This is a genomic window from Paenibacillus sp. FSL P2-0173, from assembly GCF_038008045.1.
Taxonomy (GTDB): Bacteria; Bacillota; Bacilli; order Paenibacillales; family Paenibacillaceae; genus Paenibacillus; species Paenibacillus polymyxa_B.
In genome coordinates, this window is sequence record NZ_JBBOYK010000004.1 from 545581 (window position 1) to 570292 (window position 24712).

Annotated in this window: 22 protein-coding genes; 7 read left to right on the top strand and 15 right to left on the bottom strand. The window is 48.1% G+C overall.

The features are described from left to right. Positions 1 to 27: 27 nt before the first annotated feature. A complete protein-coding gene (gene thrS / locus MKX30_RS22325) occupies positions 28 to 1941 on the bottom strand; it encodes a threonine--tRNA ligase (protein WP_341063536.1) in 1914 nt (637 codons plus the stop codon). Between the two features lie 548 nt (positions 1942 to 2489). Here thrS and MKX30_RS22330 point away from each other — a divergent pair. Then, positions 2490 to 3044: a TetR/AcrR family transcriptional regulator gene (locus tag MKX30_RS22330; RefSeq protein ID WP_341063537.1), complete on the top strand. Its 555-nt coding sequence runs from the start codon at positions 2490 to 2492 to the stop codon at positions 3042 to 3044. 12 nt (positions 3045 to 3056) lie between these two features. Continuing rightward, positions 3057 to 3485 (top strand): DUF3995 domain-containing protein, encoded by a 429-nt coding sequence (locus tag MKX30_RS22335; protein WP_071559378.1) that lies wholly within the window; start codon positions 3057 to 3059, stop codon positions 3483 to 3485. Between the two features lie 17 nt (positions 3486 to 3502). Here MKX30_RS22335 and MKX30_RS22340 read toward each other — a convergent pair whose 3' ends face one another. Further along, entirely contained in the window at positions 3503 to 4726 is a 1224-nt protein-coding gene (locus MKX30_RS22340; protein WP_068941243.1) for an MFS transporter, read from the bottom strand. 188 nt (positions 4727 to 4914) lie between these two features. Here MKX30_RS22340 and MKX30_RS22345 point away from each other — a divergent pair, with 188 nt between their 5' ends. Continuing rightward, positions 4915 to 5493: a TetR/AcrR family transcriptional regulator gene (locus MKX30_RS22345; RefSeq protein ID WP_023986806.1), complete on the top strand. Its 579-nt coding sequence runs from the start codon at positions 4915 to 4917 to the stop codon at positions 5491 to 5493. Between the two features lie 94 nt (positions 5494 to 5587). Here MKX30_RS22345 and MKX30_RS22350 read toward each other — a convergent pair whose 3' ends face one another. Beyond that, positions 5588 to 6013 carry a MarR family winged helix-turn-helix transcriptional regulator gene (locus tag MKX30_RS22350; RefSeq protein WP_023986805.1) on the bottom strand — a complete coding sequence of 142 codons (426 nt, stop codon included), beginning with the start codon at positions 6011 to 6013 and terminating at the stop codon, positions 5588 to 5590. 164 nt (positions 6014 to 6177) lie between these two features. Between MKX30_RS22350 and MKX30_RS22355 the strand changes: the two genes are divergently transcribed. Both MKX30_RS22355 and MKX30_RS22360 read left to right on the top strand, forming a co-directional pair. Next, positions 6178 to 7647, top strand: a complete 1470-nt coding sequence (locus MKX30_RS22355; RefSeq protein WP_341063601.1) for an MFS transporter — start codon at positions 6178 to 6180, stop codon at positions 7645 to 7647. Between the two features lie 135 nt (positions 7648 to 7782). Next, the gene (locus tag MKX30_RS22360) at positions 7783 to 8283 is read left to right on the top strand and encodes an NAD(+) diphosphatase (RefSeq protein WP_254348749.1); all 501 of its coding nucleotides are present in this window, start codon (positions 7783 to 7785) and stop codon (positions 8281 to 8283) included. A gap of 158 nt (positions 8284 to 8441) precedes the next feature. Here the strand turns inward: MKX30_RS22360 and MKX30_RS22365 are convergent, their stop codons facing one another. From MKX30_RS22365 to MKX30_RS22405, 9 genes are all read right to left on the bottom strand, one after another. Continuing rightward, positions 8442 to 9518 (bottom strand): Gfo/Idh/MocA family protein, encoded by a 1077-nt coding sequence (locus tag MKX30_RS22365; RefSeq protein ID WP_071559383.1) that lies wholly within the window; start codon positions 9516 to 9518, stop codon positions 8442 to 8444. A gap of 227 nt (positions 9519 to 9745) precedes the next feature. After that, complete coding sequence (locus MKX30_RS22370) at positions 9746 to 10159, bottom strand: DUF350 domain-containing protein (RefSeq protein WP_023986801.1); 414 nt, start codon at positions 10157 to 10159, stop codon at positions 9746 to 9748. A gap of 94 nt (positions 10160 to 10253) precedes the next feature. Continuing rightward, entirely contained in the window at positions 10254 to 11687 is a 1434-nt protein-coding gene (locus MKX30_RS22375; RefSeq protein ID WP_341063540.1) for a glutathionylspermidine synthase family protein, read from the bottom strand. A 1-nt stretch (position 11688) separates the two neighbouring features. Next, positions 11689 to 12027 carry a hypothetical protein gene (locus MKX30_RS22380; protein WP_023986799.1) on the bottom strand — a complete coding sequence of 113 codons (339 nt, stop codon included), beginning with the start codon at positions 12025 to 12027 and terminating at the stop codon, positions 11689 to 11691. After that, positions 12027 to 12584: a hypothetical protein gene (locus tag MKX30_RS22385; protein ID WP_226887799.1), complete on the bottom strand. Its 558-nt coding sequence runs from the start codon at positions 12582 to 12584 to the stop codon at positions 12027 to 12029. The genes MKX30_RS22380 and MKX30_RS22385 overlap by 1 nt, the downstream gene beginning before the upstream one ends. Before the next feature lie 90 nt (positions 12585 to 12674). Then, a complete protein-coding gene (locus MKX30_RS22390; RefSeq protein WP_023986797.1) occupies positions 12675 to 13580 on the bottom strand; it encodes a M15 family metallopeptidase in 906 nt (301 codons plus the stop codon). Between the two features lie 151 nt (positions 13581 to 13731). Beyond that, the gene (locus tag MKX30_RS22395; RefSeq protein ID WP_341063542.1) at positions 13732 to 14457 is read right to left on the bottom strand and encodes a phosphoribosylglycinamide synthetase; all 726 of its coding nucleotides are present in this window, start codon (positions 14455 to 14457) and stop codon (positions 13732 to 13734) included. A gap of 20 nt (positions 14458 to 14477) precedes the next feature. Further along, a complete protein-coding gene (locus MKX30_RS22400) occupies positions 14478 to 17603 on the bottom strand; it encodes a DEAD/DEAH box helicase (RefSeq protein ID WP_069079827.1) in 3126 nt (1041 codons plus the stop codon). Between the two features lie 157 nt (positions 17604 to 17760). Beyond that, on the bottom strand, positions 17761 to 18714 hold the full coding sequence (locus tag MKX30_RS22405) for a helix-turn-helix transcriptional regulator (RefSeq protein ID WP_069079826.1): 954 nt from the start codon (positions 18712 to 18714) through the stop codon (positions 17761 to 17763). A 106-nt stretch (positions 18715 to 18820) separates the two neighbouring features. Between MKX30_RS22405 and MKX30_RS22410 the strand changes: the two genes are divergently transcribed. Next, a complete protein-coding gene (locus MKX30_RS22410; protein ID WP_069079825.1) occupies positions 18821 to 19360 on the top strand; it encodes a dihydrofolate reductase family protein in 540 nt (179 codons plus the stop codon). 81 nt (positions 19361 to 19441) lie between these two features. Here the strand turns inward: MKX30_RS22410 and MKX30_RS22415 are convergent, their stop codons facing one another. The 3 genes from MKX30_RS22415 to MKX30_RS22425 all read right to left on the bottom strand — a co-directional run bounded on the left by MKX30_RS22415 (position 19442) and on the right by MKX30_RS22425 (position 22683). Further along, positions 19442 to 20737, bottom strand: coding sequence for an ABC transporter substrate-binding protein (locus MKX30_RS22415; RefSeq protein ID WP_069079824.1), 1296 nt, complete (start codon positions 20735 to 20737; stop codon positions 19442 to 19444). 227 nt (positions 20738 to 20964) lie between these two features. After that, entirely contained in the window at positions 20965 to 21801 is an 837-nt protein-coding gene (locus tag MKX30_RS22420) for a carbohydrate ABC transporter permease (protein ID WP_023986791.1), read from the bottom strand. Then, the gene (locus MKX30_RS22425) at positions 21802 to 22683 is read right to left on the bottom strand and encodes a carbohydrate ABC transporter permease (RefSeq protein ID WP_023986790.1); all 882 of its coding nucleotides are present in this window, start codon (positions 22681 to 22683) and stop codon (positions 21802 to 21804) included. It abuts the gene before it with no gap. A 208-nt stretch (positions 22684 to 22891) separates the two neighbouring features. Between MKX30_RS22425 and MKX30_RS22430 the strand changes: the two genes are divergently transcribed. After that, positions 22892 to 24706, top strand: a complete 1815-nt coding sequence (locus MKX30_RS22430; protein ID WP_023986789.1) for a sensor histidine kinase — start codon at positions 22892 to 22894, stop codon at positions 24704 to 24706. Positions 24707 to 24712: the final 6 nt, after the last annotated feature.

The following is a 24712-nucleotide window of genomic DNA, read 5'->3' on the forward strand; positions in this document are numbered from 1 at the left end:
TCTTTTACACATTTTTTCGATCAAATATTACTGCTTGTCGCGAATTTCTGTGCTGATTTTCTCTACGATGTCCGCAATGCTGAGTGATCCCAGATCGCCTTCGCCGCGTTTACGAACCGCTACAGTACCGGTTGTTTTTTCATTTTCCCCGATAACGAACATATATGGAACCTTCTCCAATTGCGCCTCGCGGATTTTATAACCAAGCTTCTCATTGCGAGTATCCACTTCGACGCGCAGACCTGCTTTCAGCAACGCATCCTGTATCTCATTGGCAGTCTCGATATAGTTCTCGGATACTGGCAACAGCTTCGCATGAACAGGAGCCAACCACAATGGGAATGCACCTGTAAAATGCTCAGTCAGGATGCCCATGAAGCGGTCAATCGAACCGTAGATGGCACGATGAATAACGACTGGACGGTGCTTCTGGTTGTCCTCGCCCACATAAGTGAGGTCGAATTTTTCAGGCATTTGGAAGTCCAATTGGATCGTTCCGCACTGCCAGCTGCGTTTGAGCGCATCGAGAATGTGGAAGTCAATTTTTGGACCGTAAAATGCTCCATCTCCCGCATTAATACGGTAGTTGATGCCCAGGTGATCCAGCACGTTTTGCAGAGCTTGTTCCGCTTGATCCCACAGTACTGGCTCGCCCATAAAGTCATCTGGACGTGTGGACAATTCCACTGTGAAGTCAAAGCCAAACACACTATACATTTCGTTAATCAGCTTAATTACGTCTGTAATTTCTTGTTCAATCTGACCTGGTGTGACGAAAATATGCGCATCATCCTGACAGAATGTACGAACACGCATCATACCGTTCAACGCGCCGGACAGCTCATGGCGATGCACTTGTCCAAATTCGGCTATACGAATTGGCAGATCGCGGTAGGAGTGAAGCTCATTTTTAAACACAAGCATATGCCCTGGGCAGTTCATCGGTTTCAGAGCAAATGTAGTTTCATCCACTTCGGAGAAGTACATGTTTTCCTTGTAATGCTCATAGTGTCCCGATTGTTCCCACAGACGATTGTTCATCATCAGCGGTGTACGTACTTCCTCATAGCCATGCAGACGTTGAATGTCACGGGAGTAATCTTCCAATGCAGTGCGGACAACCATACCTTTAGGCAGGTAGAACGGCATGCCCGGTGCTTCTTCGGAGAACATGAACAATTCCAGCTCTTTACCCAGCTTGCGATGGTCGCGTTTTTTCGCTTCTTCCAGCAAATGCAGGTGCTCATCCAGTTGTGCTTTTTTCGGGAATGCTGTTCCGTAGATACGTTGCAGCATCTTGTTGTTGGAATCGCCTCTCCAGTATGCGCCCGCTACACTCAACAGTTTAAAAGCTTTGATGCGGCCAGTAGATGGCAAATGCGGGCCACGACACAGGTCAAAAAATTCGCCTTGATCATAGATTGTAATTTCCGCTTCTTCCGGCAAATCACGAATCAGCTCCAGCTTCAGTGGATCTTCCAACTCTCCAAAAATACGAGTGGCTTCCTCACGGCTAACCACACGACGTGTAATCGGCAGATTTTCCTGTGCGATCTTCGTCATTTCCTTCTCGATCTTGGCCAAGTCGTCAACGGACAATGGGTTTTCGATATCAATGTCATAGTAGAAGCCGCTGTCGATGACCGGACCGATACCCAGCTTCACGTTTTTCTCACCGTAAATGCGTTTGAGCGCCTGAGCGAGCAAATGCGCTGTACTGTGGCGGTAAATTTCCAGACCGTCTGCACCGTCCAGCGTAATAATTTCAAGGTCAACGTTCTGATCCAAAACGGTGTTCAGATCTACAGCCTTCCCGTTCACTTTACCTGCTACTGCGTTCTTTTTCAGCCCGGAGCTGATCGAACCCGCCACGTCGGCGATCGTTACGCCCTGCTCGTACTCGCGTACGGCTCCATCCGGCAATTTCACTTGAATACTCACGATTAAAGCCTCCATTTCAAATTGTGTGCTATATCAAAATTGAACGCAAAAAAACGCCTCTCTCCCTCAAGGGACGAGTGCGTTCAGCTCGTGGTTCCACCCTAGTTCGGCCCGCTCCTGTGCGTACATTTATGTTCATCGGAACATACTCATGCACGACATGCGTGACCCTCCATTGGTATCCGTTAACGGGGATAAAGCGGTAGGCGCTTACTGATGTTACTGCCAGATTGCACAGCTACATGTTCAACGTCACGGCTACAAAGGGGTAACTTCACATGCGGTTGCCGGAAAAGCTCTCAGCCTCGTCTTTTCTCTCTGAACGGCCCTTCAAGGAAATCATGTCTTTGGTCAATGCCTTGAATATCACTATATGCTACAGCATTATAGATCAAATTCGCAGGTATTTCAAGTGGGCGTTTATGTAAGTTCATGCCTCCTATGCATCAGCTAGCTAAGGGAGCTCATGTGCCCATATTTACACAGCTCTAAAAACACTATAATATATACTTATCTAGACGATACCGTACAGAAAGGGAGAAGGAGAGATGCCTAAAATTATTGTCACAGAAGAACAATGGATTCAGAAAGGAATCGAACGTTTTGAACAGGGTGGGATTGATCAACTCGTAGTTGAGAAAATGGCCGTTGCTTTAGGGTGCAGTAAGAGTAGTTTTTATTGGTATTTTAACAATCGCAGCAGCTACATTAGACAGATTGTGGAGACATGGAAGGAACAGACGACACAACAGGTTATTGCAGCGTCCATCATCCATGCTGCCGCAGATGAGCGGATCAGAGAGTTGTTAACCCAGATGTTCGGAAAGACGAAACGAGGAGATTTTCTGTTTTATCTGCGAAAACTGTCATTGAAGGATGATAGTTACCATTCCCTGCTCAATGAAGTCGAACAGATGAGAATGGAGTTTATGAAGCAGCTTTTAATACAGAAGGGAATGCAGCCAGAGAAAGCCTTTCAGAGATCATGGATGTTGTACCATTACTACTTAGGTTGGTATGAGCGTCACAAGCAAGAGACGTTAAATGACGAAGCCATTCAGCAACATATTCATATGATTTGGACAGAATGGATTTCGATTTGAGGAGGATATCACATGTTGGAGTTACTTACATGGGCAGTTGGCGGAATTCTATGGGTACTGAGCGGCATGCATCTATATTGGGTATTCGGCGGACAAAAAGGTGCAAAGGCAGCGATCCCAAGCACAGGAACGGCTTTGCTCTTTGAGCCCTCCAAGATAGGGACATCAATTGTAGCTATTCTACTAGCTTTAGCCGCTTGGTTCGTACTAGAACTAGGTGGAGTTACACAATTCCTGTTTTTCAGTACCTTTCATTCCTACGGTGCAGGCTTGTTGTCGTGCGTATTTATTTTACGTTCTATAGGAGATTTCAAATGGGTAGGGCTTTTCAAGAGAAAAAAAGGAACTGTTTTTGCAAAGTGGGACACTGTGCTCTACTCGCCCCTTTGTTTTCTCTTGGGAACAGCCATTTTAATCATTATGTTTTTGCGTACGGCATAGCTTAAAGCTGACCTCTATCAGGTGGTTTGTCTCTTTCGCACGTCTCCACTCGTTTCTTTCTCAGTGAAAAAGTACAGCAAAGCCAGTACAGGCAGGACGACTCCAATCAGAGAACTGAAATTCCAACCTCCTAACGCATACGACCAACCCCCTAATGATGATCCAATCGCTCCGCCTATGAAAAAAATAGACATGAATAATCCGTTCAAACGCCCTCTCGCTTCACTTCCCAAGGAGTAAATCACACGTTGTCCAAGTACAAGGTTTCCCGATACAGCCATATCCAGTGTAATCGCTGAAATAAAGAGAAGTACGAGCGCAACGGTCGAATGACTTTGAAAAAGATAGATGAGCAAAAAAGACAAGGCTGCAATGATCATAGCTAACCCGGTTAAACCTTTGCTCCAGCCTTTATCAGCCAATCTCCCAGCAATCGGAGCAGCTACTGCACCGCCTACGCCTACCAAAGCAAACAATGCAATCCCTTGTTGAGACATTCCGAAATCATCCGCCAATCGTAAAGGAACAACAGTCCAAAATAGGCTGAAGGCCCCAAATAGGCAGGCTTGATAGAGGGCACGGCGACGCAATGCAGGCGTTTGTTTTAAAAGAGTGCCTAACGAGAAAATCAATTTACTGTAAGATACCGTAGGCACAGGCTTGCGCTCTGGAAGAGCTCGCGAGAGCAGAATCGTCAACAGCGTCAAGACAATGGCTGACAAAATAAATACGGCTTGCCATCCCCAGATGCTGGTGATAAAGCTTGCTACTGGCCGTGCGAACATAATGCCTAGCAAGAGTCCGCTCATGACATTCCCAACAACGCGGCCGCGCTGCTCTTCGGATGCTAAATAGGTGGCGTACGGCACCAGTATTTGGGCTACCACAGATCCAATTCCAATGAATAAGGATGCGGTCAGGAACAACGGGGCATTGGTGGCAAAAGCGGCAACAACCAATGCACAGACTGTGATGATTAGCGATATGACCATGAGCCGTCGATTTTCAATAATGTCGCTGAGCGGTACGATAAATAGCAATCCCACCACATAACCGATTTGAGTCAAGGTGACAATGAAGCCCGCTGCTGTAGAAGAAAGACCCATAGCAATGTGAATAGGTCCTACAAGGGTTTGAGCATAGTACAGGTTGGCAACAATAAGGCCGCATGCGGCTGCCAACAAAAACATCATCCAATTTGAGATACGGTTACTTTCTAAGGCTTGTTGTTCTCTTTGCATGATAATCCTCCTCATTAATTTAAATACTAAACGTATAGTTCATTAATTTGATAATCAAATAATATACTGAACGTTTCGTTTTGTAAATAGGCGAAATCAACTTTTTTATTTCACATAATATTTGATATACTGAACGTATAGTTTATTTTTCGCGTTTACTTATATCCGTTAAGAAGGTGAGCATTCCAGTGCAGAGCAAAAGAGGACGTCCACGTAATGTCGAGACGCAAAAATCTATCCTTAACGCTTCCTATGATCTACTGTTGGAGCAAGGCTTTGGGGCGGTTACGGTAGAAAAAATTGCTGAGCGAGCGAAAGTTAGCAAAGCCACCATTTATAAATGGTGGCCTAACAAAGCTGCAGTAGTGATGGATGGCTTCCTGTCAGCCACCATAGCAAGATTGCCCGTGCCCGACACGGGTTGTGTATTAGATGACATTCTCATTCATGCCACGAATTTAGTGCGGTTCTTAATAAGCCGAGAGGGTAAAATCATTACAGAGTTAATAGGCGAAGGGCAACTTGATTCAGGATTGTCAGAGGCATACCGGACCCGATATTTCCACCCTCGGCGACTTGAGGCTAGGCTTCTTATTGAGCGCGGAATAGAGCGCGGAGAATTGAAGGAAAATCTCGATATTGAATTATGTATCGATCTCATTTATGGGCCGGTTTTTTATCGATTGTTGGTAACTGGTTATCCATTAGACGATTCCTATGTGCGACAATTAGTCATACATGCGTTCAAAGGAATTGGCTTGGACTGAATGACGTGGCATTAAGCAGTTCTCACAGAGTATCCTCTGTGAGGGCTGCTTTTTCTTTTACCTGCCACGATCCTCTGGCTAACTCCTGATTTGTTTATTCGTCAGGGTCTATACTAATTTTTTGCAGTAAATCGATAAGAAGCTCCTCTTCCTCTTCGGATAGATTGTAGACAAGGCTGACATTGGACTCGTCCAATATTCCTTGTAGGACAGGGGAAAATTCTAGCGCCTTGGCCGTAGGAGACAAAAGATGGGAACGGCGGTCATTTGGGTCTGTTTTCCGTTCAATGTAGCCTGATTCCTCCAATTGTTTCACAGAGCGTGCCGTGGTTGCCTTGTCAAATTTAAGTTCATTCGTCAACTGCTCTTGTGTAATGCCCGGCCGCTGCAAAATGAGCTTTAAAAAGCTGTGTTGTCCTCCACTGCCGATTCCGTAAGGAGTCAGTTTTTTGGACAATATTTTTTGATTACGACGGTACAGGTGGGAAATTAGCTTTCCAATCGGTTGTTTTTTTCTCATCAAATACACCTCATTGGCTTAAAAATGACACATCCCCAGTTGGGACCAAAGCAAAGTTTACAATAATATTGTTGCACACGCAACTAATTTGCTGTACACTAGAACCGTTCATTTAGTTGCGCGTGCAACTAAATAGAAATTGTTAACGATAACGAGGTGTAATGATGAGTTCAACTGCTATAACGGCTACAACCTATCAAGAGAATATCGACGTCCAGAAGAAACGTTGGCTGATTTTAATTGTTTTGAATCTGTTTACATTTATGTCCACATTGGATGGAAGCATCGTCAATATCGCTCTTCCTGTGTTGTCTCGCACGTTACATTTACCCGTGGCACAGATTGAATGGGTGACAACCGCCTATTTAATGGCGATATGTACCGCTATCTTATTTTTTGGCAAGCTTGGAGATATCGTTGGTAAAATCAAAATATTCAAAATCGGCACAATCGTATTCATTCTTGGCTCCCTATTGTGCGGTCTTAGCTCTTCGCTCTCTATGCTGCTGATTTCCCGTATTATTCAGGCGTTTGGAGCGTCCATGACCATGGCGAACAGCCAGGGGATCGTGACAGATATCTTCCCGTCCAATGAACGGGGCAAAGCGCTTGGCCTCATTGGAACCTTCGTTTCTCTGGGTAGTATCGCCGGGCCAAGCTTGGGCGGTATTATTGTCTCGTCGCTGGGCTGGCAGTATATTTTCTGGGTCAATGTACCGGTAGGGCTGGTCGCTGTCTTTCTTGGCTGGAAGCTTTTGCCGAAGGATTTGATCAAGGTGAAAGATAAAATTGACATTCCCGGTAGCTTGGTGTTTGCTATTTTTATTCTCACTTTGTTCGTCGGATTGTTGCTGGGACAGCAGGTCGGGTATGGAGACAAACGTATCGTTGCTTCGCTGGTGGTGGCTGTAGTTGCTTTTGCCATGTTCATTAGGTTGGAACTTCGTCGTTCTGGGCCGCTGTTACAGCTCGCGCTATTCAAAAATCCGTTATTTTCGCTCAGTATTTTGTGTGCTTTTCTGGTGTTCGTCGCTAATTTTTGCTTTAACATCATTTCGCCTTTCTATGCGCAGAATATGCTGAACTTGTCGCCTTTTCATGCCGGCTTCCTGCTGATGCTGCTCCCCATCTCGATGGTTATTGTGGCCCCTCTCAGCGGTGCGCTTTCCGATAAAATCGGATCTGAACTGCTTACATTCGCCGGGCTGGTCGTTATGGTCATTGCCCAGATTGGATTGGCCCAACTGCATGCAGGCAGCTCCATCCCGCTCGTGGGTCTGTGGATTGCCATGCTGGGCATTGGCAGTGGTTTATTCCAATCGCCGAACAACTCGCTGATTATGTCCACGGTACCCCGCACACAGCTCGGCTCAGCCGGGAGTGTCAATTCGCTGGTTCGCAACGTCGGTATGGTTGTGGGGATCACTTTGGCCACATCCATCCTCTTTTATATTATGAGTAAAGAGGCTGGTTATCGGGTCACCGGCTTGGTCCCGGGTCATCCAGAAATTTTTCTGGCAGGCATGCATGTAGCCTTTATGACGTCCGCGTCCATCTGTCTTGTGGCGGCATTGTTAACAGGCTGGCGGCTGATTGGGGCTAGACGGGCAAAAACGCAGCAAGAAAAGGGATAAAGACCAAGAGAAGAAATAAAGCGTCCGTAGACAGAACAATAATCGTAGGATTAAGATGATGAGTATTGCAGTACAAACACGGCATTAAAAGCAACATTTACAATTTTAAAAATGTGATACAAGGGTGGCGCTTACATGAAATATTGCTATGAATGCGGAACAAAATTGATGGTGAAGGAGTGTGAAGGCGAGGGCCCTATCCCCTTTTGTCATACATGCCAGGTCTTTCGTTTCCCGATATTCAGCACTGCGATCAGTACCGCTGTATTGAATAGTCAGAGAAATAAGGTGCTGCTCATACAGCAGTACAATATTCAGGGCTTCATTTTATTGGCAGGTTATGTGAGCAAGGGTGAATCCGCCGAGCAGACATTGGTGCGTGAAGTTAAGGAAGAAGTAGGATTACAAGTCGATGAGTATCAATATATGCGCAGTGAGTATTTTGAACGAAGCAATACACTGATGCTGAATTTTGTATCCATTGTGAATGACGATCAGTTGGATGTTCTTAGTACGGAGGTAGATCAAGCACGTTGGTTTACACTGGAGGAAGCCAAGCAAGCTATTTTGAAAAACAGCTTAGCGGAATCCTTCTTGCTGACCATTATTGAAAAGATTGAGGCAGGATTCATTTGAAGTGATATAAGCGTGGCGATGCCAAAATGATGAATTTACAGAATATATTGAATTGCTAAACCGCAAGATGGCTGCTCTTCAAAGGAACCCTCTTGCGGTTCACAGCATGTTTATACTCTTTGTCATTGCTGGAATTTCAGCTATTCCCCTCACATCCCCTACATTTCTACTAAACGTCCATTCTCTTTCCATGATTGCAGTATTTTCTCAAGTACCCACTGATTTTTGTAGCCGTCCTCGAATATGGGAGCACGATCCACAGATTTTCCCCTTGCCAGCTCAACAAAATCTTCATAAGCCGTATGATTATAGATTACAGGGACAGCCCAAGTCTCGTATTCGGTACCCGGGTGTTCCAAGTCACGCAGCACAATGCGGATACTTTCCGGGTTATTGAGGCTGGCGTGCAGCGTACCAAGTTCTCCATAGATATCGACTTCGATATCGTGCCGTATGCCGATGGCATTTTTATGAGTGATAAAGGTTCCCACGGTATTGTCGCCTACGATGCCATGAAAGGCAGCAAGATCTTCCACATCTACTTTTACAGGCAGACCCGTGATCGGATCGAACCGCTCGGGTGTAATGGTATGTAACAGCGCTGCGACACTTTTAAATTCACCCACCAAAAAACGGGCCAGATCAATGATATGTGAGGCTGTATCCCCCACTACTCCAGAACCAGCCTTGGCTAAATTGTGACGCCATGTATATGGATGCTGACGATATGGCGCAAATGCATCCATTAGATAACGAAATTGAATGTTATAGATTTTACCCAGCTTTTGCTCATCCAGCAGTTGCTTGGTATATTGGAAGGCCGCCCCGTAGCGATGCTTATAGTGAACCAGCAAAGGCACCGGATTCGCTTTGTATAGCTTTTTCAACTGATCCGCTTCTTCCCATGTAAGAGTCAATGGTTTTTCTGCCAGTACAGCTTTGTGTTCTTCCAGCGCAATACGAATAATGTCAAAATGCACATCATTGGGTGTCAGCGACAGAATCGCATCTACCTCTGGGTCACGGATTAATGCTTCATAATGGGCGTACCGCTTGGAAGCAGGTAGTTGCAATTGTTCTCCGATAGCTTGAAGGCGATTGGGATTCACATCACTAACGGCCACAATAGATACCCCCGAGATGGTGTGCAGTGATCTCATGTGATATTCAGCGATCAGACCCAGGCCAATGATACCCATCCGAACTTGTTTGGTTGGGGAGGTGGAGGTACTCATATGTTCAGAATTCCCTTCTCTTCTATTTGGTTTGAACTCTGTAGCAAATTCCTTTTTGCTATGCAGTATCACCCGTTGCTTTGTAGAATAGTCCCCACAGGAAGTGATCGTCACAACCTTCAATTCAACAGTCTGATGCCGGGCAGTGAATACAATGTTCTATAAAAAAGGATCTGCAGCTCCGTTGTCCGGTGTTGCAGATCCTTTGTATCCCTTCTCTATATCGACTACATCAAAAATGTACCTACCACAAAAGACACCCCGACGATGACCGAGCGCAGCAGCTGTGCCAGAGCCACATTGCCGTTGGCAATTTCCTCACACACTTTGGTACGCGGCGTCACCAGATCAAAAATCACATAGACCAGACACAGCACTACAATGCCCACAGCCGACCAGGTTAGCATATCTAGCCATGAATGACTGCTGTACGACACCATTCCCACGATGATACACAGACCTAGCAGCTTTGCACCCATATAGATGCCTGCCGCCTCATTGCCGCGTGCGATTTCTTGATTATCGTTATAACGTGTCAGCAAGCTGAACACAAAATAACCTACGATTAAGATGGCAAACAGGATAAGCAGGCCGATACCTACATTGCCCAATGCGTTGCCCAAACTGATATGAGAGTCCAATTTTCTTCCTCCTTATGATACTTCAGGATTTTGCAAAATCCTCACTTGTGAAAATAACAGATATGTTCGAATATGGTACATTGTTTAATTCAGCTTATATAACGGGCGGATTAGGAGGTACGGTGGCAACAGCGGCGGCGCAATAATAGGCCATATCACCTGTTACCTTTTCACCGATTCGCGGCAGGACACCCGCAAAACGCCCCCCGATCACGAATATGCCTGTCAGCACATAGCCGTGAAATAGCCCTTCCTCGGTCTGTACCTCTGCGCTCTGCATCGGCCACAGCCGCTGATAAATCTTAGGCTGTCCCTCGTAATAAGCGGCAATATGTGCGGCTTCCTCCTGCTCAGGCGTTCGTGGACCATCAGCTTGGTGAAGCAGATCAGGGTTGTCAGTCTGCGCAGGTTCAACCTCTCCCAAAGCACCTTTCAGCATCTCTTCGGATTGAGGATGTTCAATCAAGTGCGTCCCTTTACCCTCCCGCCCCCATATACCTTTGGCCACATAAGGCTCTTTATTTTGCATAAACACCGAGGGTTCAAAATACGTAGGCAGCAGGTAGGTTCGTATCACCTCCAGCTCGCGATCGTCAAACAAGCGAAAACCACAGAACTCTGGTGTCTGCTCATTGCGCTCATATAGCGACCACACGGTTGCGGTGAACCCTTTGCTCTGGGTAATGATATGCTGCGGCGGGTTGATTAATCCTATTTTCCCGTCTGCCACCATATCCATTAGCGCCTGCCCCACCTCAAGCCCCGTATCCTCCTCCCGGTCATCAATTAGATATTCCAGCGGATACAGGCGATAGAGAATGTGGATCTGCTCTCCCCGGTGATACAATCCTTCATTCGGGATAATCTCCAGTTCTTCCAAAGGCGCATAAACCACTTCAAACCCGGCTTGTTCACATAAATGCATAATATATTTGGTGTTCGTCTGATCCTCGATGTGCCAGTCATAGCAAGTGAAATACACCTTTGTTCCTAATCCCTTATTGCTATAAAAATGAATGAACTCCGTCAAGGCAGACTGAATCGCCTCGTCCATTCCAGATGAGGGTCCATGTAATGCATTGTCATCCGCCGATATTCCATCCCTACTCAGCACCTCCAGCAGCTTTCCTTCGAGATAAGCCACCTCGGGAATCCCGGTTGGGGTATCGGTGTTATTCTCTATGCACTTGATACCCGCTTCCCCCACAATCCAGTCCTGGCGGGTTATCCCATCCGGCTCGGCCTCCATTCGTGCAGCACGCAGCAAGCCTGGATGAATCCCCAACCGTTCCACCAGGTATTCATCCGGCATATAGCGCTGGACGAATTGCTGAACCTTGCGATAAATACGATGTACCGCCTCAGAAGCAGTCTGAAGCTCTGCCAGTTCGCTTTCCCGATATACCGTTAAGGCCGGCACGCAATAGGATTTACCATACATGCGATGATACGGAATTCTACGGCTGATTTCACCCTTAAAAAGCTCATCATGTTCATAAGGCAATTGCCGAATCGTACGCATGCTCATCTTAACCCCCAGAGAAAAAGCCGCTGCGTGAGCCGCTGCTGCCAAAACCGCTGTGTGAGCTGGAAGATGAGGATGAGCTTTTGCGGTAAGAACTGGAAGATGAACGACTACTATGGTATGAGGAACCTCCACTATAATATGTCGATCCACCATAGTAATACCCGCTGCTGCCTGAATCCCGACACGCCGTTTGTTCCGATACAGGAAGCTCATCGCAGTCATAATACTCGTCGTCACCGCAACCCGTCAGAGCGGCCGGGACAGCCAACATCAGGGCAAAGGCCGCCATCCGTGTACGAGAGCCGGGCTTGGATTTCATTTTTTCCCAAGAATGCTCCATCACAGATCGACCTCCTTCACAAACAGATGTACCTTTTTCAGCTGAGGGTCCAGTACCGAATATATAAATTCATATGTTTTGCCACCCAGTACTGTATAGTGATCTAATAGTCGTTGGGCCAACTCCAAAGTAAATACCGAGCCTTCCCGCTGATCCATACTACGGAATGCAGGTTCATGCCATATCCAGTACATTGCACTGAATGTGGAAGTGTAACCTCCCTCACTGGCAAGCACGAGGTCTGTGATGGAGGCACCGTAAGGCTTTGCGCGTTCCCCTGTAAATTCAGTCACATAGACGGAATGATCCGTATGTTCCTCACTTTCATTCGAGATATGCGACCATAGTTTGTCATGGAGACGCGTAGCGTCTACAAGCTTGCGTAGAAACAGCTCATCTCCCGATACGGATTCCCGTGTCAGGCTGCGCAGTTCCTTTTGAGTGTCTTCCGACCATTCGCGATACGTTAATGAATAATAAATGATGATTCCCTTCCCTTCCTGTACGCTTCTGTCATGAGGTTTGCAACAAATCAAAGCGCTTCTGTCGTCGTTCACTATACGAGATTCTACCTTGAAAAGGTTCAATTTGGAAGAAAAACACGACAAAAAGCCGCAATCCCTAGGATTACGGCTTGATTTTAGCTGCTACAGCTTGATATTGTTCTCGTCGAAATATTCCTCCAGCGTCATCCCCTGCTTGGCTACATCCTCCGCAATGTCTATTCCCACATAACGGATATGCCAAGGCTCGTACACATAGCCGGTTACATCTTCCTTACCCTTCATATAACGAATAATAAATCCGTATTCCGGTGCATGTTTTTCCAGCCATTCGCCTTCCTTGGAAGCTCCGAAGGATTGCTCCAGCACATTACCTACGCTTGGGCTGGATACATCAATGGACAATCCTGTCTGATGCTCACTCGTACCCGGTACAGCGCTAACTTTAGAGGCATATTCCTGCCCCTTTGTCTTTACATTGTTGTTGAAAATAGATACCTGACGCTTATAGGAACGGTATCCCGATACCGCACGCAGCTCAATGCCGTCTTTTTCCGCACCGTCGAACAGCTTCTCCAGTGCCTCTGCCGCTTCCTTACGCAAATGCCGCTTTTCATGCGGTCCCTCGAAGGAAAATGGCACCTGCGGCTCCACCAGGTCATCGGGGACATAGCCTACAGGCAAGCTGCGCTTTTTGTTCACAACGACTGTATCAGAAGTCGCATTAGTGACGATCGCGGTTCCATCCTCTTCCTTAACCGTGGCTTGCAGCGCACTCTGGCTCCGCAACGCCATCACAGGGTCGGCCTGTCCACTTTCTGTACCTGCAGAGGCTTGTCCAGCGCTAGTGCTGCCATTGCCCGTATCCGGCTGGGCGGAAGGCTGTACATTCTCCTGTACCGCTGTAGATGACTTCAACGGCTCGCTTTCCTGTCCACCTGATCCTCCCTGCTGGCAGGCTGCCAGTAATAGCCCTGGCAGGATCAGCCCTGGAATGAGCGCTTTGGTCCAGCGCTTAGATGCTCGCGTCTGTTGTATATGTCGTTTCATGCTGGTATCTCCTCCAATATTGCAATTGATGCATGACTTGCCGTCACTTTTCCGTTTCCCCATTGTAACTGAACTTTTAGCACTCTTCGAAGCCATTATCCCGTTCGATGAAGGCGAATAGACTCGAAAAAGGAAGTATATACCCGAATTGTTACGGAGTATGACGTTTTTGCGGGATTGCAGCTCGGGCCCGCTCGGCTACCCGTTCACGTATGAGTTTCAATGCCTCTTCCGCACGGGGTAAACCCGGCAGCAAAGCCGTAATATCCGCTTCCTTCTTAGGAGCAAGCTTCTGCGGCAGACGAATCTCAATCGCATGAAAGCCCGCACCGGGACGATGCAATGCTCCTTCTGCCGCAGACTCTGCAATCCATTCGCTAATCGCTGCCGATCCGCTGCGTCCGCCTTCCGGCCGTGAGGTAGACTCAAGCGCGGGGGATGTCCCCTGCACATGGGATAACTCTCCGGCCCAAGCACTAAATACGTACTCCAGCAACTCTTCCCGCGACATTCCGATCAGTTCCAGACAGGTCTGCGGATCGCTTTCCAGACCGGCTTGAAGAGCTTTCTTCACATCGTCGACTACACCCACGCCATCCTCCATGCTGGAAGTGGCTGTCTCAGCTGCTAGCTGAACGACCTCATCCAGCGATAGACAGGTTTCCCCTTGCAAAAAACGATAGATATCCAAAGGATCTGCTTTTAGCTGCTCCAGCCATGCCTTCCGCTGTTCGGGGTTTAGTACAGGCGCTGGGCCAGTCCATTGGACAGCATGTGTGGAAGGTACACCCGTTGATTCGCCTTCCAACCCCAATCCGTCTAATTCCGCTATCCATTGACCGTCAGTTACTTTTAGCTTCACTTGCGGCCTCGTCATCGCCTTCATCCTTTCTCTGCTCACTCAATCCATACATCATTTTGCAACGCAATCAGACCGCGCAATTCATCATCAGACATTTCGGTGAGCCAATGTTCACCGGAGCCGACAACCTGCTCGGAAAGTGCCTTTTTGCTCTCAATCAGCTCGTCGATCCGCTCCTCCAGCGTACCTTGGCAAATCAGCTTGTGCACTTGTACATTGCGGCTTTGACCAATACGGAATACGCGGTCCGTCGCCTGGTTTTCCACTGCTGGATTCCACCAGCGGTCATAGTGAATGACATGGCTGGCACGTGTCAGGTTCAGACCCACGCCACCTGCACGCAGGGAAAGTACGAATATATTCGGCCCTTCTCCCTGCTGGAAGTTGTGAACAATTTCATCACGTCTGGTTTTCGCCAGTCCTCCATGCAGAAAATACGGCTCTTCCCCGAAGATTTTGGCCAAACGAGAGACCAGCAATTCTCCCATCGACACATATTGGGTGAATATCAGCGCCGATTCGCCGTTCTCGCGAATCGTCTCTACCAATTCCAGCAGTCGCTCCATTTTGCCCGAGTTTTCAGTTTTACCACTATCAGCCCGACCCGGAATGATCAAACCCGGATGATCACAAATCTGCTTCAACTTGGTCAGCGAAGACAGAACAAGCCCTTTGCGAGCCATACCGATCTGCCCATCCAGTGTTCCCAATAATTGATCCACCACGCCCCGATACAATCCGGCCTGCTCTGGTGTCAGTACACAGTAGGATTTCAACTCCAGCTTCTCTGGCAAATCCTTGCGTATATCTGGGTCGCTTTTGAGACGACGCAGCATGAACGGGGAGACGAGGCGATGAAGCTCACGCAACGCGGACCCCCGCTCCTCTCCCGCCAGACTGTAACGCTGGCGGAACGAAGACGCCGTACCGAGGTAACCTGGATTCAGGAATTGAAAAATAGACCACAGCTCGCTCAGCCGATTTTCTACCGGAGTACCTGTCATGGCAATCCGGTGTGGTGCAGACAGCTTCATGACGCTTTGTGCTTGCTTTGTTCGTGCATTTTTTATATATTGCGCCTCATCCAACACGATGGAGGACCAGTATACCGCAGATAAATCGCTGCCGTCCCGGCCCGCCAAATGATAGGTAGTGAGGACGATATCATACTCACGTACACTTTCCTGAAACAGCTCGCCGTGGAGTCGCTGGTTGCCATGGTGAATATACAGCGACAAATCCGGTGAAAAGCGCTTCAACTCGCGCTGCCAGTTGCCGAGCAAGGATGTCGGACAGATGATCAACGCCGGACGTTGATCATCTGCGCCGATGCCACCGTCGAGCAGGCAGGTGATGACTTGAATCGTTTTACCAAGTCCCATGTCGTCCGCAAGGCAGACGCCAAAGCCCAATCCGCGCATTGCAGCCAGCCATTGAAAGCCGCGCTCTTGATAGGGCCGTAATGCGCCATGCAGCGTCTCCGGCACAGGCCGTGGCTCTACCGAACGGAGTACGCCGCCCTCAGCCAAAGACGCAAGCAATCCGGCGGATTCCGCGCCAAAGATGGACAAGCCTTTCCATGAGGCCTCGCCTGCACTTTCATTTTCTGCAGCCAGATGCATCCATTCGGACAAGCTCATCTCACCGTTTTCCCCGCGCTTGATAAAGCGCAGCACCTGACGGATTTCCTTGGGATCGACCTCGATCCATTCCCCTCCGAGACGTACATACGGCAAATTGGCCGCGACGATGCTTTCCAGTTCCTCCATCGTCAAAGTCGTATCACCCAGCACAGCCTCGGCATCAAACGAAATCATGCGGTTAATGCCGACAGACGATGTATCGGCAATCACACCATCTGGCTTGGCACCCTGTTCTGTCGAACGCATTTTGAGCCGCAAGCCTGCACGTCTTCGGCCCTCCCGGCTCCAGCGTGAAGGCATTTGCACGGTGATACCGTTCCTTTGTAATGCGGGAACGGCTTCCGTCAGGAAGCGGAAGAACAACTCTGGCTCCAGTGTCAGCCCCTCGGGGTAAGGACGATTCAATGCTTCTTGCAATATAGGTGCCGCTTCAGCCGCCTGTCCGAGCCTCATTAACAGTTGCGCCTGCACTTGACGATATACAATTCCGCCTCGAACCAGATCACGTTCAGGATGCGCCCACAGTGCCAGAGCAGGCAGTCGCAACCCCGGCTCAGCATCGCTTTCTGCCCAAAAGGTAATGCGCCATTCCTTCACACTCTCTTCCAGCGAAGGCTCCAAACGAAGGCACAACCGCAGTTGCCCTTCTATAGGCTCTTTGTCTTCCCGTTCCGTGACAGGCATTGCGCTTCCCTCAAGAGAGGACGCTTGAAGCACCAGCTCCTCCATCTCCGCGGGCGTTCCCTGAATCGCCACCGGGCGGGAACCTGTCAGCAGACTGTTCCACCACAGCTCTGCCAGCGGCGATCCTCCGCGCCGATACTCTGCGCGATATCGGCCCAGCTCACGGTCTGATGCTGCCAGCACCGCGGTCGTTTCCGCATGGATGACCGCACACAAGAAGGAGTACAGCACGATTCCGGCTGCATCCTCACGTGTTTCAGGCTCCTTGCCCGCAAAAACAGCCGGAGCCGCCATACAAACAGCCGGCATTGCAGCAGCCAGCTCATAAAAGCGGCGTATGTCCTCCTCTTGACACAGTCGAGGAATCCACACCCCGACAGCCGCTTCCGGACCACGACGGCGCGGTCCCGATGGACGCGCCTCTGTAAGCGATGGCGCAATTTCGCCCCGCTGCATCAGCTCTAGCGCGAAATAAGCAGCTTTTTGCCAATATTGCATTTCCTCGCCCAGCGTAATGCCCGATGCCGCACAGCCCTTCTCGTCCATGCGGGTCAACAGTGCCATCGTCTCGCGCGGTTCCAGCGCCAAACCCTCCAATGTACGCCCCAGCATGGAACGTCTTTTGCCACCTCTGCCCGCGGTTTCCACACGAGCAGTGTTCGGTATCCGTACCTCAGCAAGACGCAACGCAGCCTGCCGAAACGGCCGAAGGTCTCCCTTTAGCGTCAGCCTGCGGATTACACTGCTCCACGCATCGATACGTGGTTCCGACGTCTCACCAGAAAAGCAAAAAAACACATCTCCGAGCCATATTCCATAAAGCGGTTGATTCATATCTGTCTCCCGTCCAGCCTTTTGAATTATTACTCTTCATCATATACGAAAACGGGCTCTTTTCAAAACTTTATCACAAAAATAAATGGAAAGTCATAAGTTAATAACCTTAAATATTCATGTGGTTAACTATAAATAAGAGAATCAATTTACAGGATTAATTGTCTTTTTCTTCATCATCTGCTTTTGCATCCTTCAGATAAGGGTTCAGGCTGTCTTGCAGCAATTCCTTCACCCTCATCCGCAGTTCTTTCGGATATATGACCTCGGCCTCTGGCCCGTATTTTAGCAAAAGTCGGGACACATATCTAAACTCTTCGACCGGAATATATCCCTGCCATTCCTGACCCTGCCCTTCTTGATGGGAGACACTTTGGAAGAGAGCATCTGATCCGGCCAGCCTGGCACCCAATGCGGTAAAATTTATTTTGGTTGGAATTCCTATACGGGAATCCTCCGAAGCCAACCATTCCTGAAGTGTGGGAAGGCTGTCCAAGGTTTCCTCCAGCATCGTTATTGTGATCACCCGATCTGAACGGTACAGAATGATGCGATCTCTGCTATGCGCTGGCATATACCAATATCCGTGATCAAAATACAGTCCAATCGGATATACTTCGGTCCACTTTTCACCGGAAACCGAGCGGTAATGCATGTTCACCCGGCGCTTATTCAGCGCAGCCTCCAAAATGATTGAGGTGTAGGGTGACTCTGCGTGAGTGGGTAGCATACGAAAAGAAATGTACTCCTTTAATTGATCAATACTGTCCTGCACATCCTGTGGAAGCTCGGCATAATAGTGCTCGGATAAATGTCCACGAACCGAGCCAAAAGGGATATCTGGAATGTTCTCCAACAGTTGCAGCATGAGGAAAAGACCCAAGGCCTCGTCACGAGCAAGATGAAGGGGAGGAAGAAGCCGATTGGGAAGTGCCCGATACCCACCATGAGGACCCATTTCGGTATAAAGGGGTAACCCGGTCTGCTGCAAATAGTCGAGATCTCTTTGTATCGTTCTGACGGAGACACCAAAACGTTCAGCCAACTCACGCGCCGTATATTTTTTTCGGGAATCCAGTATCCTCATAAGAGCAATCCTGCGTTCGTTCATAAGGTACCCCTCGATTCAAAAATTAATTTAAAATGAACGTTTAACTACGACATACTATGTCATAAATACATTGTAACATTAGGATATAGAAAGGAGTGAATGAACTATGAAGGATTTGAAATCAAACGCAGTTGTGCTGTATATTGCCATGAGTCTCGATGGGTATATCGCTTTGCCGGACGGTTCGGTGGACTGGCTGTATGATGTTAAAGGGGATGGCGGGGACAATGGATATGCCGACTTTTACGACACCGTTGGTACAGTGCTGATGGGCAGGCTGACGTATGAGGAAGTATTGAAGCTCTCAGATGATTTCCCTTATGCTGGAAAGCCATGCTATGTGTTCACACGAGCATTAACGGAGCAACAGCAGGCGCCACATGTTACATTTACGGACGAAGCTCTGACTGAACTGGTTCCACGTCTACAAGGACAATCGGAAGGTGCGGTATGGCTAGTCGGTGGGGGCCAGTTAGTTCAGGCCTTCTTACAAGCTGGACTGCTGGAGAAAGCTATCATTGCGATCATTCCCAAAGTGCTTGGACAAGGAATACCGTTATTTCCAGAGGGAACGCTACCAAGTACGTTTGAACTCCAAGAAATAGAACGCCGCGGGGATATTGTTCTTCTCCATTACCATATATAATTAATTTTGCAAAAAAGCCTTCATATTTCAGGACCATACAATCTCCCTGAAATAAGAAGGCTTTATCGCGTGCTTTTGTTCTTATTTGGTCTTCAAATTATCCCATGTTTTCTGGAAATCCTCGAATAGCTTCCCGGCATCCGATTTACCTGCCACATAAGCTTGCATCTGACTTCCGAATTCTTGCTGTGCTCCTTCAGGATAGCGGCTAAAGAACCAGCCCAACAGTTTGTTTTCCTTACTGTATTTCACCACTTCCGCACCCAGTTGGCCCATATCAGCCTCTGCCCCTTCGATGCTCTTGAATGCTGGAATAAACTTGAATTCCTTGGTGATATACTTTTTACCCTGCTCGGATGTCACCATCCAGTTTAAGAACTCCTTCGCCTCGGGTTTGACAGTCGAATTTTTATTAACCACCCAGTTGTTGGCGACACCTACAAACAGCTTATCTCCGGCTGTTGCGTCTTCACCAATCGGCATAGGTAAAATACCCAGATTCAGCTTCGGATTAATACCGTCAATTTGGACCTGAGTCCAGTTCCCTTGCTGCATCATGGCAGCCTTTCCAGTGGCGAAGTTCGTTACCTGCGTGTTGTAATCGGTCGTGAGCGGCTTCGAATTGCCATACTTCATTGTCAGATCAAACAGCTTAACCCACTCGGCGAATACAGCGTTGCCCGGAATCTTTGCAGTTCCATCATTCAGTCCCTTAACGAAGGCCGAAGGGTCTGGCTGATTGGCAAATGCCACGTTCAGCAAATGATTGCCTAACACCCAAAACTCCTGATATCCATTAGAAAATGGAGTAATCCCTGCAGCTTGGAGCTTTTGCGCAGCTCCCTCCAGTTCGGACAATGTTTTAGGGGTCTCCGTAATCCCCGCCTTCTTGAACAAATCCTTGTTATAAATAAAGCCGTACCCCTCCAGATTCATCGGCTGGCCATACAGCTTGCCGTCTTTGGTCATCGGCTCTTTGGCGACATCCACCACATCGCCAACCCAAGGCTGGTCAGACAGGTCCTCCAAATATTCCAGCCACGTATCCAGCTCGCGGTAACCTCCTACGTTAAAAATATCCGGCTGCTCCCCGGAGGCGAACTTCGCCTTTAACGCCGCACCATAGTCACTGCCCCCGCCCACGGTCTGAATGTCGAGCTTGATCCCTGGATGAGACGCTTCATATTCCGCCTTCATGCGATTCAGCGCTTCTGCAATCTCTACCTTAAACTGAAAAATGTGAATTGTTTTTTCCTTCACTTCCTCTTTGCCTGCGTTTTGTCCGCCACTGCTGTTACAACCTGCCAAAACCAGGGCAAAGGCCGCGAGAAGCAAGATGAGTGCTTGAGCTTTCTTTTTAAAAGTATGCGTTTTCATTTTCATGTTCCTTTCTATTCTAAATTCATATCAGATGAACTCGAAAAATTCATGTGGAAACGGAGCAAACGGAAAACGGAATGGTGCTGAACAAGCGATAGCGCTCGCCTTTGTCTCTAGATTCCCACCTTTATTCGTTTATTCAGGGGAATCTGGAGGCAACAGCGATGGTAAGCACCATCCGTTTGCGGAGTGGCCACCGTGTACATTTTCAGCTCATCCCACACTCAACCTTTGACCGAACCAGCCATAATACCTTGTATAATATATTTTTGCATGGCCAGAAAGAATACGATGACAGGCAAGATGCCCAGCACCAGAGCAGGCAAAGCCAAATCCCACTGCTTCGTGTATTGTCCAAAAAAGGCATAGGTAGCAATCGGAATCGTGCGCAGTTCAGCCTTTTGCAGTACCAGAGAAGGCAGGAGATAATCATTCCAAATCCAGAGCGTATTTAAAATAATAACAGTTACCATCATCGGTAGCATCAACGGATACACAATTCGGAAAAACACTCCGTAAGGCGTACAGCCGTCCACCGTAGCTGCTTCTTCCACCTCGACTGGCACACCTTTGACGAATCCATGAAAGAGAAAGATCGACATTGGAGCTCCGAATCCCAGATAACAGATTACCAGACCACTTATACTGTTCATTAAATCCAGTGTACTTACAACCTTGACCAAAGGAATCATCACCGATTGAAAAGGAATGACCATGGCAGCTACGAACAGGCTGAACAACACCCGATTATAACGCGTCGGACGCCGGACCATTCGGTAAGCAGCCATTGAGCTGATCAGTACGAGCAGTAGATTACTAATTACCGTAACCACGAGTGAATTCCATAAAGCTTCGGGAAAACGCGTGATGCTCCACGCTCTAGCATAGTTGCTCCATACAAAGGTTTGTGGCCAGGCCGCAGAATCGGTGAGCAGGTCACCAAAGCTTTTGACCGAATTCACGAATAAAAAGTAAAACGGGACGAGGAATAACAATGCGACGAGGATCATCACCATCTCGGTCGCCCATGTTCCAAAGCGGTAGCGCTTGCTTGTTTCCATTTACGCTTCCACCTCCCGACTTTTCGTCAGTCGTACCTGAAGGCTCGTAACCAGAGCAACAATGATAAAGAAAATGAGTGCTTTAGCTGTTCCCAGCCCATAACGATTATTCACAAACGCTTCATTGTAAATATTGAGTGCAACCGACTCTGTGGACCCGAAGGGACCGCCTTTGGTCAGTGACAAATTGAGATCGAACATTTTGAATGACCATGATATCGCCAGGAAAAGACAAACCGTAACGGCAGGCATGATTAAAGGAAGTATAATCGACCGCAAAATTTGCATCCGGCTTGCTCCGTCAATTTCGGCTGCTTCCAGCATATCGCGGGGCACATTGGTCAGGGAAGAGATATAAATAACCATCAAATACCCGGCAGTTTGCCAGATAAACACGATGACAATGCCCCAGAAGGCCGTGATCTCATCTCCCAACCAGGACAGATTGAAGAAGGACCAGTTCGTGCTCTCTCCAATTGCTGCAAATCCCTTGACGAAAATAAACTGCCAGATAAAGCCCAGCAACAGACCTCCGATCACATTAGGCATAAAAAAGATGGTCCTCAGTACATTTTTTGTTTTCAGCGGTTTGGTTAGAAAGTACGCCAGCAGAAAGCCAAAAATATTCGCAGCCACCACTCCTACCACCGTAAAACGGACCGTAAACCAGAACGCTGTCCCAAATTTGTCATCATTCCATAAAATGTGACTGAAATTATCCAGCCCGACCCACTTTGCCTCATTGGCTACCCCATTCCACTCTGTAAAAGAATAGTACATTCCGAGCATAAAAGGGATTACAATAATGATAACGAAAAATAACGTCGACGGCCCTACAAAAATCCATTGCTGGAGCCATTGCGACGACTTGGCGCGATTCAATCCGATCCCCCCCTTTTGTTGTCTGTTGGTGTCTGGAACGCTCCCTTACGGCTTTCTTTCAGCAGCATAATGCTTGGTCCGTACGGATATGCGATTCACATGTTCATTATGTCGAATAAGCGCTCTGGAGAACACGTAGGATCGTGAACCATTAGGGGGGAAAATATTGACCTCTGGCTCGCCTTGAATTGTGAAAGGAGCTCACTGCATGAAATTTCACAGTATTCGTTCCCGCCTGATCTGGTTTTTGCTCATTGCGGTCACTCTGCCGCTGCTGCTGTCGATGACTATGACCTTTGTTCTCACCAAGCAATCCTTGCGGGAGCAGGCCACACAAGAAAATGAACGGCTTATTTTTCAGGGAATTACGAATCTGGATAACTATTTACAGGGACTGAATCGCGCGTCCATTGGAGTCTATAATGACCCCCATTTTCTGCGTAATCTGGCCAAAATTCCGGATGATTACCGGGCCGTCGCTGAAATTTACACCACACTGCAAACGATGATGAATGCTTCGTCAGGCATTGACCAAGTATATTTGCATTCTTTTGAGGCTGGGCAATCCACGTTGATTACCAGTACAGTCCCGCTACGGGAATTCCGACTGGAGCCCTTTACTGGCTCTATTCATTACGGCCCTTCCGGACTATTCATACAGCCTTCGCACATGAAGCATTTGTACGGCTTTTCGGCGGTTTCCTATGCGGAGCACAGCACAAAGCGGCAGGTATTTACACTTCATCGGGCGATTCGGAACATTCCTGCCTCAGAGACGCTTGGGGTACTGGCTATAGATGTTGATCTGGAGCCGCTGCGCAGTATTTGCCGTCAATTGTATGATGCGGATACAGAGGAACTGTTTTTGATCGATCGGAACGGAACGATCGTATATAGCGGAAAAGAAGCATCGATTGGAACACACTGGAAGGAATCTGGCCTGCTCAATCGAATTTCTAAAGAAGGCGAGCACGGAGTGATTGAGGATGATACAGCACTGCACGTGTACGGCAAGCTGGATGCCAATCTGTCAGGCTGGACGCTCGTCAAGAAAATTCCACATCGTACGCTGTATTTACGGGCTACCCGCCTGACTCAGATTAATGCGGTCATTACAGGCGCAGCGTTGCTACTTGTCATTGTTGCCACGTTATGGATTTCGATAAAAATCACGGAACCTATTAAGCGACTGACTCGCTACATAAACCAGATTCAGTCCGGTCAACTGGATGTAGACATTCGGGCCATGAGTAACGATGAGATCGGAGTACTGTCGCGCCGTTTCAGACAGATGATGGATACTATCAATAACCTCATTTTGCGGGAATACAAGCTGGAGCTGGCTAACAAGACACATCAATTGAAAGCGCTTCAAGCACAGATTAATCCTCACTTTTTATATAATACGCTACAGTCTATTGGAACCCTGGCCCTACAGCATGAGGTGCCGCGAATTTATTCTCTGCTCTCTTCCCTTGCCAAAATGCTGCGTTATAACATGCGGGACCATACGGTAGTTACACTCAAGGAAGAAGCCGAACATGTAAAACAATATCTTGATTTACAAAAGGAACGCTTCGGTGAGCAATTAGAGGTCACTTACCAGTGGGAAGATGAGGTGCTAAATGATCGGGTGCCAAAAATGATTCTCCAACCGTTGGTGGAAAACTACTTTAAACACGGTGCCGATCCCCGGCTGGGGCCCGGTGAAATTCGCATTACAGGCAGCCGAATCCAGGAAGGCATTGTGAAAATAACAGTGGAAAATAACGGAATTTCCATTCCACAGGCCGATTTGGAGCAGCTCCAGCATATGTTAAAACGTCCGCTGAAAGCCTACGAGGAGCCGGACACTAGCGAGCAGGACTCCATTGGCCTTCGTAATGTTCTATTGCGTATTCAGCTTCACTCGGAGGATGGTTCTAACACCCTGTGCGTAGACAACATTCTGCCTCATGGCGTCCGTTATACACTCGAAATTCGTACTGAAGTCCCTATGGAAATTCATATTAAGGGAGAGTGATCTGTC

Coding starts and splice junctions, on each gene's coding strand:
- MKX30_RS22420 (WP_023986791.1), bottom strand. CDS start 21,801: ATGGAAACAAGCAAGCGCTACCGCTTTGGAACATGGGCGACCGAGATG.
- MKX30_RS22340 (WP_068941243.1), bottom strand. CDS start 4,726: ATGCAAAGAGAACAACAAGCCTTAGAAAGTAACCGTATCTCAAATTGG.
- MKX30_RS22375 (WP_341063540.1), bottom strand. CDS start 11,687: ATGAGCATGCGTACGATTCGGCAATTGCCTTATGAACATGATGAGCTT.
- MKX30_RS22365 (WP_071559383.1), bottom strand. CDS start 9,518: ATGAGTACCTCCACCTCCCCAACCAAACAAGTTCGGATGGGTATCATT.
- MKX30_RS22390 (WP_023986797.1), bottom strand. CDS start 13,580: ATGAAACGACATATACAACAGACGCGAGCATCTAAGCGCTGGACCAAA.
- MKX30_RS22355 (WP_341063601.1), top strand. CDS start 6,178: ATGAGTTCAACTGCTATAACGGCTACAACCTATCAAGAGAATATCGAC.
- MKX30_RS22360 (WP_254348749.1), top strand. CDS start 7,783: ATGAAATATTGCTATGAATGCGGAACAAAATTGATGGTGAAGGAGTGT.
- MKX30_RS22410 (WP_069079825.1), top strand. CDS start 18,821: ATGAAGGATTTGAAATCAAACGCAGTTGTGCTGTATATTGCCATGAGT.
- MKX30_RS22430 (WP_023986789.1), top strand. CDS start 22,892: ATGAAATTTCACAGTATTCGTTCCCGCCTGATCTGGTTTTTGCTCATT.
- MKX30_RS22335 (WP_071559378.1), top strand. CDS start 3,057: ATGTTGGAGTTACTTACATGGGCAGTTGGCGGAATTCTATGGGTACTG.
- MKX30_RS22350 (WP_023986805.1), bottom strand. CDS start 6,013: ATGAGAAAAAAACAACCGATTGGAAAGCTAATTTCCCACCTGTACCGT.
- MKX30_RS22395 (WP_341063542.1), bottom strand. CDS start 14,457: ATGACGAGGCCGCAAGTGAAGCTAAAAGTAACTGACGGTCAATGGATA.
- MKX30_RS22405 (WP_069079826.1), bottom strand. CDS start 18,714: ATGAACGAACGCAGGATTGCTCTTATGAGGATACTGGATTCCCGAAAA.
- MKX30_RS22415 (WP_069079824.1), bottom strand. CDS start 20,737: ATGAAAACGCATACTTTTAAAAAGAAAGCTCAAGCACTCATCTTGCTT.
- MKX30_RS22400 (WP_069079827.1), bottom strand. CDS start 17,603: ATGAATCAACCGCTTTATGGAATATGGCTCGGAGATGTGTTTTTTTGC.
- MKX30_RS22330 (WP_341063537.1), top strand. CDS start 2,490: ATGCCTAAAATTATTGTCACAGAAGAACAATGGATTCAGAAAGGAATC.
- MKX30_RS22380 (WP_023986799.1), bottom strand. CDS start 12,027: ATGGAGCATTCTTGGGAAAAAATGAAATCCAAGCCCGGCTCTCGTACA.